Source organism: Brachyspira sp., from assembly GCF_029258575.1.
Taxonomy (GTDB): Bacteria; Spirochaetota; Brachyspiria; order Brachyspirales; family Brachyspiraceae; genus Brachyspira.
The window spans coordinates 25,875-40,068 of sequence record NZ_JARHYI010000091.1 but is presented as its reverse complement, the minus strand read 5'-3'; the positions used below and the strand labels follow the sequence as shown (position 1 = coordinate 40,068).

Below are 14,194 nucleotides of genomic sequence, written 5' to 3'. Positions count from 1 at the left end.
GTAATGTAACTAAAGAGAAGAATACCGCAAAAGCAAAAAGTACAATACCTGCCATCATTATGTAGTATGAGAAACTTCCAGCCCCTCCTATAACTAAACCTATCAATACTAAATAAGGTCCGAATTGATCTCCTATAGCACATAAAGGATAGAATCCATTTCTAATAGAAAGCGGAGCATATCCTCTATCATGCTGTATTGCATGTCCTACCTCATGAGCAGCAACGCCTAAAGCAGCAACATCAGTACCATCATAAACTCCAGAGGAAAGTCTTAAAACTTTTGCAGAAGGATCATAATGGTCTGTTAATGTTCCTCCTATTCTTTCTACAGGAATATCTATACCGTATCCTTCTAATATGTATCTTGCTGTCTGAGCACCTGTAATCCCTCTTTTATTTTCCATTTGACTATATTTAGCATAAGTTCCTTTAACTTTAAACTGAGCCCAAAAACCTAATATTATACCGGGAATTAATATCCATATATATCCAAAATAATATTCAAAATATCCAAACATATTAAAAAATCTCCTATTTTGTTTAATTTTCGTAAAATTATAACATTGTTTTATAACAAAGTTAATAGTTTCAATGTAAAATAAATTTTATATAATATATTTTTATAAACTTAATTGTAATATTTTACATTTTTGTTAAATCATCAACTTCAGTTTATGAAAGAAATTAATATACTTTATCAGCATTCTTTACTGTATATTCGACAGTTTTTCCTACAGCTTCTAAAGTTTTTTTATCTAATTTGTCTATTGTATCCTGTGAAGTATGATGAAAAGGATATTCGATATCTATTATATCTATAAAAGGTATTTTCTCATTTAGAAATGGTGTATGATCATCTATTATAGTACCGTAATGATCATCATAAAAATATTCATTGTATCCTAAATCGTTAGCATACTGCCAAACTTTATCGTATATTTGAGAATAATAAGTATGGGCAAAAGTTTCATATTTGAATTTTGCACTTTTGCTTCCAACCATATCTAGAAGTATACCAAATTTTATTTTTTGTTTGTCTATTAATTTATCTCTTATAATAACTTCATTAACAAATGCAATACTTCCCTGTATCCAATCAGTTTCTATTAACGAATTTCCTTCTACATTGAATAAGTTTCCATCATCTTCCAAATCAAATAATACAAAACATACACTATAAGGTAAATCATTATAATTTTTCAAAGCCTTCATAAGTTCAAGTAAAACTCCGCTACTACTTGCTCCGTCATTAGCACCGCTTATAGGTTTATTGCGATTGAATGCTACAGGATCTTTTTCAGCAACAGAACGGCTATCAAAATGGCTTGTTATAATTATATAGTTATCAGTTTTGCCTTTTAGAAATGCATATATATTTTCTCCTTTTCTTTCTTTTATATAAGGAGCTTCAAAATTATGACTATAAATCTCATATCCCATATTGGATATTTCTTTTTTGAAGAATTCTCTTACTTTTTTATGAGCTTCGCTTCCATAACTTCTAGGTCCTAAATCAGTTTGGGCTTTTATATAGTTATAAGCATTATCAGCATTGAAATAGAAATTTTCATTGATTTTTTTTTCATTAGAATTTTTAATATCAGTATTGGCTTTTGCATTATTACAGGAATATAAAAGCATCATTATCACTATAAAAATAATTGTTATATATTTCATATTATTTTAATTTTTTACCTATTTTTTGTATTATGTTGTTTGATTTTAATTTTATATTATTAAAAAGTCAATAAAATATAGTGAAAATAACCTTATCGGAATATTTTTATAAAAATTTAGTCTTTACTTTTTTTAAAAAGATATTATAATAATACCATATATGAAGTTAATATTATGTTACTGTTTTTTAGGGGATGACTAAACAGTATATAGAATACATAATATAAAAAAGCTTTAGAAAAAGAAAAATTACAAAATATTTTAAGCACTATTCATGGAGGGTAGTTATGATTATCAACAATAATATTTCTGCATTAAATGCAAACAGACAATTGAACTTAACAGGAAGTTCAATGACTAAAACAACAGCACAGCTTTCTAGCGGTCAAAGAATTAATACAGCTGGAGACGATGCTTCTGGTTTAGCAGTATCTGAAAAAATGCGTTCTCAATTCCGCGGTTTACAGCAAGCTACTAAAAATGCTCAAAGCGGTATCTCTTTCATTCAAACAACTGAAGGTTATTTAAATGAAACTACTAATATTATGCAAAGAATGAGAGAATTAGCTATACAGTCTGCTAACGGTATTTATTCTGATAGCGACAGAGCTTTAATTCAAATAGAAGTTAATCAATTAGTAGCTGAAGTTGACAGAATTGCTTCTCAAGCTGAATTCAACAAAATGAACATGTTAACAGGACGTTTTGCTGCTGATGGTCAAACTCCTATGACTTTCCATATCGGTGCTAATATGGATCAAAGAGTTGCTGTAAACATAGGTTCTATGACTGCTGCTAACTTACAAGTTGGTGGAGATGCTCCTATCTCTATTTCTTCTGTTGAAACAGCTAACCAAGCTTTAGGAAGAATTGATGAAGGTTTACAAATGGTAGTAGCTCAAAGAGCTGAATTAGGTGCTGTTCAAAACAGAATGGAATCTATGGTAAAAAGCTTAATGATCGCTACTGAAAACACTATCGCTTCTGAAAGTGTTATACGCGATGCTGATATGGCTTCTGCTATGGTTGCTTATACTCGTGAGCAAATCTTACAACAAACTGGTGCTGCTATGTTGGCTAATGCTAATATGAAAAATCAATCTATAATGAGAATTATTGGATAATTTGATTTAAGCGACTTATTACAAATGTAGATATTAAAGCCTATTAATAGAAATATTAGTGGGCTTTTATCTTTTAACGGTTATATTTAAAGTGTAATATTAAAATTATTTGGTGATATTTATGCGTGAAATAGATGTAAGTCTTATAACTGAAATTGTAGCACAGTTATGTATAGATGCGAATATTTATTTGAATGAAGATATTAAAAAGGCTCTAATAGAAAATGCTGAAAAAGAACAAAATAAAATAGCAAAGAATATTTTGAATGTACTCATAGAGAATGCAGATATAGCTTCAAAAGAATTAAAACCTATATGTCAGGATACTGGAATGGCAATTATATATGTAGATATAGGAACTGATGTGCATTTCACAGGTGGTAATTTAACAGATGCTATTAATAAAGGGGTAGCATTAGGATATACTAAAGGATATTTAAGAAAATCTGTACTTAATGATCCTATAGAAAGAAAAAATACAAATGATAATACTCCTGCAATAATACATTACAATATAGTAGATGGAGATAAAGTAAAGATAACAGCAGCACCTAAAGGATTCGGAAGTGAGAATATGAGCAGGATAAAGATGCTTCCCCCTTCTGCTGGAATAGAAGGGGTAAAAGAATTTATATATGAAACCATTCAATTGGCAGCATCAAATGCCTGTCCTCCAATGATAATAGGCATAGGTTTAGGAGGCAGTATAGAGAAATGTGCTGATATTGCTAAAAGGGCTTTACTTAGAGAGATAGGGGCAAAAAATGATGATATTCGTTTGCAAAAATTAGAGGAAGAGCTTTTAGAAAATATCAACAAAATGAATATTGGACCTTCTGGATTTGGAGGAAATACAACTGCTTTGGCGGTTCATATAAATATGTTTGCAACTCATATCACTGCACTTCCTGTATGTGTTTGTACAGGATGTCATGTGACTAGACATAAAGAAATTGTATTATAGAGTTTGAATTATGGAAATAAAAAAATTAAATACTCCTTTAACTAAAGAAAAATTAGCAGTTTTAAAAGCTGGAGATATGGTTAGTTTAACTGGTACTATCTATACTGCAAGAGATGCAGCACATAAAAGATTAATTGATATGATAAATAATAATGAAAAGCTGCCTTTTAATATAGAAAATCAAACAATTTTTTATGCTGGTCCTTCCCCAAATAAACCTAATGAAGTTATGGGAAGTATCGGACCTACAACAAGTTACAGAATGGATGCTTATTCTCCTAAACTATTAGAGCTTGGACTTTTATCTATGATAGGTAAAGGAAAAAGAAGTAAAGAGGTAATAGATTCTATAATCAAATACGGCGGTATTTATTTTGCTGCCATTGGAGGAGCTGCTGCTTATATGTCGCATTGTGTGAAGAAATCTAAGATAATGGCTTTTGAGGATTTGGGTACTGAAGCTATTAGAGAGCTTTATGTGGAAGATATGCCTCTTATTGTAGCTATAGATTCCAAGGGCAACAATGCTTTAACTGCATAGCAATTCATAGCAATTAAAAAAACTTGGGTGGGCATGCTTGTACTAATTTAGTATTAAATATAAATAAAATTAGAATTTTCGTATAGACAGAAAATATTAAAGGGCGGGGTATGTAAATAAATTGATAAAGAATAATAATTAAAATATTAAACGAATTTAATAAAAATTTCGTTTTTTGCTTTATTCTTGTTCCCACCCTTTTATTTTATTGTTTATTTTTATATTGATAATTATTTTATTTTTTGCAGTTTATTTTGTAATTGCAAAACCCACCCAAATTTTATTTAAGTTTATAATCTCATTACCGCACGCAGAATTCAATTTTCAATATGAATCTATTAATAATATAATTTAAACCATATAAAAAATTTTATTAACCGTGCGTTGAATAGATAATCAATTTAATCGAAAACTTGTTCTGGTATTACTGTTTATTTTTCAGTAAAGAAATAAAGTAAAAATAAAGATTGCAAAATAATTTGGTAAAGAATAAGGTCTGGTATATGTAATTATAGTTTTTATATAAGACAAATATGTCTGTAGGCTTCATATACAACTATTGCAGCAGTATTCGATACATTTATAGAACGTACATTATCACTCATAGGTATGTATATAGAATTTTCCAAATCATTTTCCCATAAAGATTCTCTTAGTCCAGTGGATTCTCTTCCAAGCAGAAGTATATCATTATTTGAATATTGAAATTCATCATATCTATTTTTACCAAATTTTGTAATAGGTACTATTCTTTTATTGTTAATTTGACAGTATTCTAAAAATGTGTTTTCATTTTCATGTTTTATCAGATTTAAATTTTCCCAATAATCAAGTCCCGCACGTTTAACCTCTTTAGAACTTATGATAAAAGAAGGTTTAGAAACTATATGCAAAGATATATTAAGCCCTACACATAATCTCCCAATATTTCCAGTATTTGCTGGTATTTCAGGTCTGTATAAAGCTAATGCTATATTAAAATTTTCATTAATTTTTTTTTCATTCATATATTTTTATAATATTTAATTTATTTTTATAATTTTGTTTTATTTTAGTATAGATTATATTTTTTTCAATATGATTATAATACACTATTGATTTTTTTTGTTTATAAGTTAAAGTAATAAATATGTGTCTGCTATAAAATAAGGTAAGAGGAAAAAAGTGAATAAAATAGGAGAATACAATCAATCCACTTCTAAATATGAATTATATACTCATTTAAGTGAAAAGATAGTTTCAGGAGAAATAAGAACTTTTTCTGAGATTTTTACTTATGCCAAGAATGTCAATTTTGAAAAAGTTCATGACCATAAAGCAATATTAAAAGGTTTATTTGATCTTATAAGAAAAATTAATTGGGGATTTTTTAATAATTTGGATAAAGAGTCATATCCTAAATTATGGAGTCTTTTCGTTACAGAGAATCAAAAATATAATTTTGCTGGGGATTTAAAACTTAGCCTTTCAATAGCTGATATTTATATAGCAATGCTTGATATTCATGGTTATACTAAATTTTGCGAAGAGAATAAAAATAATCTTTCAAAGATGCATGCTTTAGATGATTTGATGCAAAATAAAGTAAGTGAAGTTACAAAATTTTATAATGTTATATCACATAGAAAGCAGGGCGATGAAATAATTATGGTATGCCCTTCAGCTACAGATGCTTTGAGTGCTACAATTGCTGTAATTGGAGTATTGAGTAAGAAGAGATTATTAAATGAATATTCAAGTGTAGATACTTCAGGTTTGCCAGATTTTAAAATCAGTGCGGGAATATCAGGCGGTAATACAAATAGTTCATTGATAATAACAGAGGACGGAGATTTATCAGGATTTTTAATCAATAATGCCGCTAGAATGCAAGCTAGAGCAAATACTTTAGCACCTAAAGAAAATAAAGTAATAGTAACTAAAAATTTGCAGTTTAACTTTTTGAAAGAGAACAGTAAAGTAAAAAGTGAAATATTTGAAAAGAATATTATCTCTTTTTATGATAATGGCATGATATCATTTAAAGGTACAGAAATACCTATAGTAGAGGCTATCTTTAATAAAGAAGAAAAATATAAAGAACATTTTTTTAATGAGATGGAAGAGCTTGTAAAAAGTGTTAAATGCAATTTATGGAAACAAAGAATGTTCACTTCTATATTGGATTTAATATCAAAGGTATCAAAATCAATGCCTGCTTTCCAAATAGATGAACATGTAAATGAATATATATCAAGCTATACGAATACAACTATATGTGATTTATGTGATAATGCTAATGGTGCTTATGTTGTTAAAGAAAATTATAAAGAGGCTATAGATACTTTTTCTTTGATTATAAAATTATTAAAGACTATACCTGATTTTGATAAGATGGTGCTAGAGTATGCTGAGAGTATTTGTGCTGGATATGAAAAAGTTTTACCTATATATGATGTTGTTATTAAAAAAGATATAGAGGCTAATATATCTGAAATATTTCCTGCTAATCATATACCAATATTTCAAAATGTTCAAAAGGCTAATGAAACTTATAATAAATTAATGAATATTGCTATGAGCAGTAAAACACTAAAAAGAAAAAAATCTATTTGGTATGGAATATTAGAAAAAGAACTTCCTAATTTAGTAATTAATATGTATTCAGGAAAAAAATAATATTTTACTTTTATAAATATTAATGTATATAAATTTTATATGTTTTCTACTTGCAGAAAAAATTATATATGATACACTATACTATTATTAAATTGTTTTTTATTTTAAGGAGTATTTATGAGTTTGAAAAACTTAAAGAAACTAATTTTGATAATATCATCATTTTCTATAATAGCTTGTTCTCAAAATAACGGAGGATCATCAAAAGCTTCTTCAGATTCTTTAGCTTATTTGAAAGGCGGCGAAGGAGAATGGGTTTTAAAAGTAGATGATTTCGCCATTAATCAAACTAATTTTAATAAAGATTTACAGGCTTCTTTAATTCTTCAGGGTGCTACTGAGGATCAAGTAGCTCTTTATGTTAATGATGCTAATACCAAACAATTATATGCAGATCAGTTAATAAATTCTATATTATTGATAAATAAAGCAGAAGCAGAAAAATTCTTTGAAACAGAAGAGGCAAAAGATTTTATTAATCTTTCAATCAGAAATATTAAATTCCAATATTATGTAACAAAACTTTTGGCAGATGCTTCTAAAAATATCCCTGATCCTACACCAGAACAGGCTCAGGCATTCTTTGAACAGGCTAAACCTCAATTAGCTCAAATGTACGGAATAACAGCTTATAATACAGAAACATCTCATATAGTTGCTCAATTGTATAAAAATGCTTATGCTGAACAATTGGTACAAAGAGATATACAGGATTTAAAAGATAAAGCAGTAATAGAAAGAAATACAACTGTTTTGGGTGAATCAAGTGTACTTCCTCCTCAAATAGGCAATACTAATGCAACTGGTTTACCTCAGCAGGGTGCAAGTAATACAATTATACCTCAGCAAAATACTAATGATGGTTTATTACCAAGATCAAATAATTAAAATTTAATATAAATGGGAAAGGAAAATAATGTCTCAAAAAAATGAGAATAATGAAAAAAATTTAAATCAAGAAAGCTCTGCCGCTGATAATAAGCCTAAATTTATTGTCAAAAAAAATAATTCTTCTTCTAATAACAATAATAATGATGATAATCAAGCTGCAGCAGCTGTAAAAAAAGTAAAAAAAGTTATAGTAAAAAAGAAGATAATAATACATAATAAATCGGATAAGTCTGATACTCGTAAACAGGATAATATAAGTAATAATGCAGATAAAAATTTTGTAAAAGATTCAGATAATAGGAAAGACAATAAAAATTATTCTCATGGTGGTAATAGGGAAAATAAAGAACATAAGGAAAATAGGTCTTATAAAAATAATCGAATTCCAGCACCTCCAGTAGAAGATGTTTCTTCTTTCAAAAAAGATAATAAGAAAGATAATAAAAAAAGAGATTACGAGAAGAAAGAAAAAGAATACGATAAAAAATCTTCACAAAAAGATTCTAAAGTAGAGGCAGCACAAAGACAGGAAAATAAAATATTTAATAAACTTCAGGCTAAAAAGCGTCAGCAAGAACAAAGACTTGTAAGTGTTGAAAAAGAAATCAGCATAATGGAAACTATTACAGTAGGCGATTTGGCTAAAAAGATGAATTTAAGAGCATCTGACATAATATCCAAACTTATGGGTATGGGTACTATGGCTAGAGTTAATGATATAATAGACTCTGATACTGCTACAATCATTGCTGATGATTTCGGATGTAAAGTTAATGTTATATCTTTGCAAGAAGAGGCTACTATTGAAATAAAAGAGGATAGAGAAGAAGATTTAAAACCTCGTCCACCTGTTGTAACTATCATGGGGCATGTTGACCATGGTAAAACTTCACTTCTTGATGCTATAAGACATAGTAATATTACTTCAAAAGAAAGTGGCGGTATTACTCAAAATATTGGTGCATATAAAGTAAAAATTCCTAGTGGAGAAATAGCTTTTATTGATACTCCTGGGCATGCTGCATTTACTATGATGAGAGCAAGAGGTGCAAAGAGTACTGATATAGTTATACTTGTAGTTGCTTCAGATGATGGGGTTATGCCTCAAACTATTGAAGCTTTAAATCATGCTAAAGAGGCAGAAGTACCTATAATAGTTGCTGTTAATAAGATGGATTTACCTAATGCTACTATGGATAAGGTAAAAGCAGCTTTATCAGAATACGGACTTACTCCTGAAGAATGGGGTGGAGATACTCAGTATATAGGTGTAAGTGCTTTAACTAAAGAAGGTATTAATGATTTACTAGAGGCTATTATACTTCAGGCTGAAATGTTGGAATTAAAGGCTAATCCAGACAGAGAGGCTATAGGAATAGTATTAGAAGCTTCTTTAGATCAGGGAAGAGGTCCTGTAGGTACTGTTCTTGTACAAAATGGTACTTTAAAAATAGGCGATTATTTTGTATGTGGACTTTCGGTTGGTAAGGTAAGGGCTATGGTTAATGATTTGGGTCAGAGGGTTACAAAGGCATTGCCTTCTACTCCTGTTGAGGTTTTAGGATTTGAGAAAACTCCTGAGGCTGGTGAATCATTCAATGTTATGCTTGATGAAAGAGAGGCTAAGGCTATAGCTGATAAGAGGGTACAATTAAAACAGCAGGAAGTTTTAAAGGCTAATGTTAAAGTTACTTTAGAAAACCTTTATGAAAAAATAGCTTCTGATGCTATGAAAGAGTTTAAAGTAATAATTAAAGCAGATGTTCAGGGAAGTGCTGAGGCTTTGAGAGATGCTTTAAATAAAATACAAAGTGATAAAATACGTTTTGTTTCTATATATAGTGCTTCTGGAGCAGTTACTGAAAGTGATGTAAACTTAGCTCATGCATCCAATGCTATTATCATTGCATATAGAGTTCGTCCTTCTGGAAAGGCTAGAGAATTGGCTGAGAAACTTGGAATACCTATAGAAAGATATGATATTATTTATGAAGCTATAGAGGCTATTCAAGATGCTATGAAAGGTTCTCTTGAAAGACTTAAAAAAGAAGTTGATATAGGAACTGTTGAGGTTAGAGATGTATTCCATGTACCTAAAGTTGGTACTATTGCAGGATGTTATGTTACTAGCGGTAAAATAGAAAGAAATGCCTGCGTTAGAGTTATGAGAGATAATGTTCTCATTTATACAAGTAAAATCTCTAGTTTAAGAAGAATTAAAGATGATGTTAAAGAGGTTGCTACTGGTTATGAATGTGGTGCTTCTATAGAAAACTTTAATGATATTAAAAAAGGAGATCTTCTTGAGATATTCAAGATTGAAGAGATAGCTCAGGATTTATAATAATTTCTGATTTAATAGAATAAGAGTAATGGACTTTATTTGAAGTTTATTACTCTTTTTTTATTGTATAAAATACTGTTAATAAACAAAAAACATAAATATTTAATTTGTTTATATGTAAAATATATGAAGTAACTACTTAATAATGCTCATGTTATAGCAATATATATTTCTATTGATGTGGGATTTGAGATAAGGATAATGTTTTTTTTCTTCTTCCCAAAATAGGTATGACTATATTTACTATCGATGGAAGGGATTATCCTATTGATATAAATCAAAAAACAGCTATAGCTAATTTTTATATATCTGGTAGATGGGATTAAAAATAGATATTGGGCTAATGGTATGTGCGTCATATCATTACTTGATTTTGCTTATTCCTTTACTTATGTATTAAGATTTGTACCTTTAGCTAGAGTTGCTATAATATTATTATTTTAGGTATTATTTTATTATATAAATAAAAAAAAATTCTTGTAAATATAAAAAATATTGATATACTTAATTACTATTTTATTATAAAAAATAGGGGAATTATTCATGAGTATTTCTTATAAAGACAGTGGTGTCAGCAGAGAAGAAGGCTATAAGGCTGTTTCTCTTATGAAGGAAGTTGTAGCCAAGACTATGCATACTAATGTGCTTAATAATATAGGCAGTTTTGGGGCTATGTATGAACTTGGTAAGTATAATAATCCTATATTGGTTTCTGGCACTGACGGAGTAGGCACAAAATTAGAAATAGCATTTTCTATGAAGAAATATGATACAGTTGGAATAGATGCTGTTGCTATGTGTGTTAATGATGTACTTTGTCATGGTGCTAAGCCTATTTTCTTTTTAGATTATTTAGCCTGTGGCAGATTAAATGGAGAAACTGCTGCTTTGATAGTAAAGGGTATTGCTGACGGATGTTATGAGGCTGGAGCTGCTTTGATAGGTGGGGAAACAGCTGAGATGCCTGGTTTTTATAAAGACGGAGATTATGATATTGCTGGTTTTTGTGTTGGGGTTGTAGAGAAGGATAAAATCATTGATGGATCTAAAGTAAATGAAGGAGATGCTGTTATAGGTATTTCTTCTTCAGGATTTCATAGCAATGGCTTTTCATTAATAAGAAAACTTGTAAGAGATTATAATGCAGTATATGAAAATAAAAAAATAGGGGAAACTCTTTTAACTCCTACTAAAATATATGTGAAGAAAGTTTTGCCTTTATTAGAAAAATATAATATTAAAGGTATGTCTCATATTACAGGAGGAGGATTAATAGAGAATGTTCCTCGTTCTATTGCCAAAGGATATAAAGCTGTAATAAAAAAGGATAGTTTTATTACTCCTAATATATTTACTTATATTCAATATCTTGGAAATATAAAAGAAGAAGAGATGTATAATACTTTTAATATGGGTATTGGTTTTGTAATAATAGCTTCAAAAGAGGATAAAGATGGTATTATTAATGATTTGAAATCTCAAGATGAACAGGCATATGAGATTGGTTATATTGCCAAAAATGATAAAGATGATGAGAGAGGTATATGTTTAGAATAGCTGTTTTAATTTCTGGCGGCGGAAGTAATTTAAAATCTTTAATAGAGTATCAAGATAAGAATTATTATAATATAGATATAGTTATAGCTGATAGGGTATGCGGAGGTTTGAGTATTGCAGAAAATGCTGGAATAAAGGCTCTTTTGATAGACAGAAAAACTTATAGAGAAGAATTATTTAAAAAGATAGATAATGAACTTCATAATATAGATTTAATAGTATTGGCTGGATTTTTATCTATAGTTGATACTAATTTTATAAAGAAATGGGATAAAAACATTATTAATATACATCCTTCGCTTTTACCTAAATACGGCGGAAAGGGAATGTATGGCATTCATGTTCATGAAGCTGTTATAGCTGGAAAAGAAAAAGAATCAGGATGCACTGTTCATTATGTTACGGATACTATAGACGGTGGAGATATAATAATGCAGGCTAGGGTAGAAGTGAAAGAAGATGATACTCCTGAAATTTTACAAAAGAGGGTGCTTGTTGAAGAGCATAAATTACTTCCATCTGCCGTAAAAAAATTGTCTGAAAGTTAAATTATTTTCCCATATAATATATATAAGCAGACATTATTGATATTTCATTTTCAGTATATTTTTTATCTTCATTATTTTCTGCTTCTGTATTATCATAAGCAAAATCATAACTGAAATAATCTGAAAGTGGAGCATATTCTTCCTCTTTGGCATCATCATAATCAATTATTGATGAAACTGATATATCTGAAAGCATTAACTGAGTATTATATTCTATATTATCATTTTTATTATTATATATTACAGATACTACAGCAAATATTAATAGAGCAGCTGCTATTGAACTAATAGAAGTTATGATTTTTTTATTGCTGAATAAATTCTCTCTTTTTTTATTAATTTTAATATTGTATGTACCTAATAGTATAGATGATATAGAATTAATTTCATTTTTAAATTTTTGGCATGATTTACAAGAAGCTAAATGCTTTTCCATTTCAAAAATTTCATTGCTGTCTAAATCATTATCTTTGTATCTACTGATAAGCATTTCATAATATTTATGATTTTTTTTCATAAGCTCACCCCTATTTTTTTCATAATATGTAGAAGTTTTTTTCTTGCTCTGAATATTCTAGTCCTAACTGTATTAACAGGCAAATCTAGTTTTTCAGATATTTCACTATAAGAATAGTTTTCATATTCAGCCATCATTAATGGTATACGAAAATCATCTTTCAATTTTGATAAGGCGTCTGCTAGTATTATTTTATGTATACTATTATCATTATCCGATTCTTGCATTTGTGAATTTCTATATTCTTTTAATCTATATTTTTTTTCTCTTTCCTTTTTTCTTATATGATCTACCGCTCTATTAAAAGAAACTCTATAAAGCCAAGTATATATCTTACTCCTTCCTTCAAAGCTCTCTCTTTTTATATAAAAACTAACAAAAACATCTTGAACTATTTCTTCAGCCTCATCTCTATTAGAAATCATAGAGTAAACCAAATTAAATAAAGGCTTTTTATACATTTCTATAAGCTCTTTGTAAGCTTCTTCATTACCTATTTTGAATGAATCTGTATTCTCTTCATAAGCCATAATACTGCTCATATTATTCCTTAATCTATCTATCTCTACATTGCATCATACAGCTATTCAATCTTAATTTCTGATCTGGGGTCAGTACATTGATAATATCCAAATCTCTAACTATTCTTGAATAATCTATTAAAGCTTCATGTTCTTTTTTCTTGCTTATCAATTCTTTTAATGCATTTCTATCAGGATTATCTTTCATTAATTCTAATCTAATATCATTTTCTATCTTTTTTATTTCCAATCTGACAGACTCTACTTCTTTTACAAATTTGATAGATATATTATAAATATTTTCAGATTGCTCTTCTGTGAGAGTTATACCAACTTTTCTAAAGAATTTCAAAGAATCATCTCCCAATCTTCTATTGAATTCATTATCTCTTCTGCCCATTCCATGATGTCCATGACCATGTTGGGCAAAAAGAGATAAAGAGAATAATAATATTATAGATATAGTATAAAATATTTTTTTCATAAGCCCTCAATATTTATGTTTTTCTACACATTATTAATTATTGTCTTTCATTATATTAGACGATAATACCATAGAAAAAGTTCCCTATTTTTTAAAAAATAATGTAATATTTTATTCTTTTTATATTATCCAAATTAACATCGACTTTTTTAGTATTCTGTTTATATAATTTAATTCAAATAATGCTTTTTTGGAATATTTTGAATATAAATTATATATTTAAGAGTAAATAATATAATTATTATCATTTTTTTTATATTAAACCTCTTTTTTAATCTATTTACTATTTATACGAATGGCATTATCAAAAAGTTTATTATTTTTAATTATATAATTTTTTCTTTTAGCTTTAAAAAACAAAAAATT

14 protein-coding genes are annotated in these 14,194 nt (G+C 28.4%); 8 read left to right on the top strand and 6 right to left on the bottom strand.

Features of this window, described 5'->3' with window-relative positions:
- Both Q1J76_RS07225 and Q1J76_RS07220 read right to left on the bottom strand, forming a co-directional pair.
- The coding region (locus Q1J76_RS07225; RefSeq protein WP_300369009.1) for a zinc metallopeptidase at window positions 1–520 on the bottom strand (520 nt) is incomplete at its 3' end.
- A gap of 166 nt (window positions 521–686) precedes the next feature.
- Window positions 687–1,679 carry a M28 family peptidase gene (locus Q1J76_RS07220; protein ID WP_300369006.1) on the bottom strand — a complete coding sequence of 331 codons (993 nt, stop codon included), beginning with the start codon at window positions 1,677–1,679 and terminating at the stop codon, window positions 687–689.
- Between the two features lie 287 nt (window positions 1,680–1,966).
- Here Q1J76_RS07220 and Q1J76_RS07215 point away from each other — a divergent pair, with 287 nt between their 5' ends.
- The 3 genes from Q1J76_RS07215 (at window position 1,967) to Q1J76_RS07205 (ending at window position 4,308) form a co-directional block, all read left to right on the top strand.
- Window positions 1,967–2,803 (top strand): flagellin N-terminal helical domain-containing protein, encoded by an 837-nt coding sequence (locus Q1J76_RS07215; RefSeq protein WP_300369003.1) that lies wholly within the window; start codon window positions 1,967–1,969, stop codon window positions 2,801–2,803.
- Between the two features lie 121 nt (window positions 2,804–2,924).
- Window positions 2,925–3,767 (top strand): fumarate hydratase, encoded by an 843-nt coding sequence (locus Q1J76_RS07210; protein WP_300369000.1) that lies wholly within the window; start codon window positions 2,925–2,927, stop codon window positions 3,765–3,767.
- A gap of 10 nt (window positions 3,768–3,777) precedes the next feature.
- Entirely contained in the window at window positions 3,778–4,308 is a 531-nt protein-coding gene (locus Q1J76_RS07205) for a Fe-S-containing hydro-lyase (RefSeq protein WP_300368997.1), read from the top strand.
- Between the two features lie 518 nt (window positions 4,309–4,826).
- Here Q1J76_RS07205 and Q1J76_RS07200 read toward each other — a convergent pair.
- A complete protein-coding gene (locus tag Q1J76_RS07200; RefSeq protein WP_300368994.1) occupies window positions 4,827–5,315 on the bottom strand; it encodes a tRNA (cytidine(34)-2'-O)-methyltransferase in 489 nt (162 codons plus the stop codon).
- A gap of 157 nt (window positions 5,316–5,472) precedes the next feature.
- Between Q1J76_RS07200 and Q1J76_RS07195 the strand changes: the two genes are divergently transcribed.
- The 5 genes from Q1J76_RS07195 to purN all read left to right on the top strand — a co-directional run bounded on the left by Q1J76_RS07195 (window position 5,473) and on the right by purN (window position 12,306).
- Window positions 5,473–6,966: a nucleotidyl cyclase domain-containing protein gene (locus tag Q1J76_RS07195; protein WP_300368991.1), complete on the top strand. Its 1,494-nt coding sequence runs from the start codon at window positions 5,473–5,475 to the stop codon at window positions 6,964–6,966.
- Between the two features lie 117 nt (window positions 6,967–7,083).
- Complete coding sequence (locus tag Q1J76_RS07190; RefSeq protein WP_300368988.1) at window positions 7,084–7,854, top strand: hypothetical protein; 771 nt, start codon at window positions 7,084–7,086, stop codon at window positions 7,852–7,854.
- 28 nt (window positions 7,855–7,882) lie between these two features.
- On the top strand, window positions 7,883–10,201 hold the full coding sequence (gene infB, locus Q1J76_RS07185; RefSeq protein WP_300368985.1) for a translation initiation factor IF-2: 2,319 nt from the start codon (window positions 7,883–7,885) through the stop codon (window positions 10,199–10,201).
- A 543-nt stretch (window positions 10,202–10,744) separates the two neighbouring features.
- On the top strand, window positions 10,745–11,758 hold the full coding sequence (gene purM, locus Q1J76_RS07180; RefSeq protein WP_300368981.1) for a phosphoribosylformylglycinamidine cyclo-ligase: 1,014 nt from the start codon (window positions 10,745–10,747) through the stop codon (window positions 11,756–11,758).
- Window positions 11,746–12,306 (top strand): phosphoribosylglycinamide formyltransferase, encoded by a 561-nt coding sequence (gene purN, locus Q1J76_RS07175; RefSeq protein ID WP_300368978.1) that lies wholly within the window; start codon window positions 11,746–11,748, stop codon window positions 12,304–12,306. Before purM ends, purN begins: the two co-directional genes overlap by 13 nt.
- A gap of 1 nt (window position 12,307) precedes the next feature.
- Here the strand turns inward: purN and Q1J76_RS07170 are convergent, their stop codons facing one another.
- From Q1J76_RS07170 to Q1J76_RS07160, 3 genes are read right to left on the bottom strand one after another with little or no spacing between them, the layout of a single operon-like run.
- On the bottom strand, window positions 12,308–12,823 hold the full coding sequence (locus tag Q1J76_RS07170; RefSeq protein WP_300368975.1) for a zf-HC2 domain-containing protein: 516 nt from the start codon (window positions 12,821–12,823) through the stop codon (window positions 12,308–12,310).
- Window positions 12,820–13,365: an RNA polymerase sigma factor gene (locus Q1J76_RS07165; protein WP_300368972.1), complete on the bottom strand. Its 546-nt coding sequence runs from the start codon at window positions 13,363–13,365 to the stop codon at window positions 12,820–12,822. The genes Q1J76_RS07170 and Q1J76_RS07165 overlap by 4 nt, the downstream gene beginning before the upstream one ends.
- Window positions 13,366–13,378: 13 nt before the next feature.
- A complete protein-coding gene (locus Q1J76_RS07160) occupies window positions 13,379–13,828 on the bottom strand; it encodes a Spy/CpxP family protein refolding chaperone (protein WP_300368969.1) in 450 nt (149 codons plus the stop codon).
- Between the last annotated feature and the right edge of the window lie 366 nt (window positions 13,829–14,194).

What these genes read in the sequence shown, in the direction of transcription:
- Q1J76_RS07205 (WP_300368997.1), top strand. Translation starts at nt 3,778, where the DNA reads ATGGAAATAAAAAAATTAAATACTCCTTTAACTAAAGAAAAATTAGCA.
- purN (WP_300368978.1), top strand. Translation starts at nt 11,746, where the DNA reads ATGTTTAGAATAGCTGTTTTAATTTCTGGCGGCGGAAGTAATTTAAAA.
- Q1J76_RS07200 (WP_300368994.1), bottom strand. Translation starts at nt 5,315, where the DNA reads ATGAATGAAAAAAAAATTAATGAAAATTTTAATATAGCATTAGCTTTA.
- Q1J76_RS07160 (WP_300368969.1), bottom strand. Translation starts at nt 13,828, where the DNA reads ATGAAAAAAATATTTTATACTATATCTATAATATTATTATTCTCTTTA.
- purM (WP_300368981.1), top strand. Translation starts at nt 10,745, where the DNA reads ATGAGTATTTCTTATAAAGACAGTGGTGTCAGCAGAGAAGAAGGCTAT.
- infB (WP_300368985.1), top strand. Translation starts at nt 7,883, where the DNA reads ATGTCTCAAAAAAATGAGAATAATGAAAAAAATTTAAATCAAGAAAGC.
- Q1J76_RS07170 (WP_300368975.1), bottom strand. Translation starts at nt 12,823, where the DNA reads ATGAAAAAAAATCATAAATATTATGAAATGCTTATCAGTAGATACAAA.
- Q1J76_RS07220 (WP_300369006.1), bottom strand. Translation starts at nt 1,679, where the DNA reads ATGAAATATATAACAATTATTTTTATAGTGATAATGATGCTTTTATAT.
- Q1J76_RS07190 (WP_300368988.1), top strand. Translation starts at nt 7,084, where the DNA reads ATGAGTTTGAAAAACTTAAAGAAACTAATTTTGATAATATCATCATTT.
- Q1J76_RS07210 (WP_300369000.1), top strand. Translation starts at nt 2,925, where the DNA reads ATGCGTGAAATAGATGTAAGTCTTATAACTGAAATTGTAGCACAGTTA.
- Q1J76_RS07215 (WP_300369003.1), top strand. Translation starts at nt 1,967, where the DNA reads ATGATTATCAACAATAATATTTCTGCATTAAATGCAAACAGACAATTG.
- Q1J76_RS07165 (WP_300368972.1), bottom strand. Translation starts at nt 13,365, where the DNA reads ATGAGCAGTATTATGGCTTATGAAGAGAATACAGATTCATTCAAAATA.